1 protein-coding gene is annotated in these 234 nt (G+C 71.8%); it reads right to left on the bottom strand.

Annotated features, from left to right (window positions below; all coding sequences use genetic code 11):
* Positions 1-234, bottom strand: a 234-nt coding sequence (locus AX737_RS18480) for an efflux RND transporter permease subunit (protein ID WP_156453822.1), incomplete at both ends; no start/stop codon positions are given.

The following is a 234-nucleotide window of genomic DNA, read 5'->3' as shown; positions in this document are numbered from 1 at the left end:
CCGTCGCGACCACGAGGTTGCGCAGGTCGTCGAGGCTCATGGTCCGGCCGATGCTGCGGATGAGGTACTCGCGGGAATGCTGGTCCGTGAAGCCGCCGCCGGCGTTGGTGCCGAACTGCGCCAGCGCCGCCTCCAACTGGGCGTTGGTGATGCCGAGCGCGCGCATGGCGGCCGGGTTCGGGCTGACCCGGAACTGGCGCACCTCGCCCCCGATGGGGATGACCTGCGCCACGC

The sequence above is a fragment of the Methylobacterium sp. CCH5-D2 genome, assembly GCF_001556475.1.
GTDB lineage: Bacteria > Pseudomonadota > Alphaproteobacteria > Rhizobiales > Beijerinckiaceae > Methylobacterium > Methylobacterium hispanicum.
Note: the sequence above shows the minus strand (reverse complement) of the source record. Positions and strands in the feature narration are given on the sequence as shown.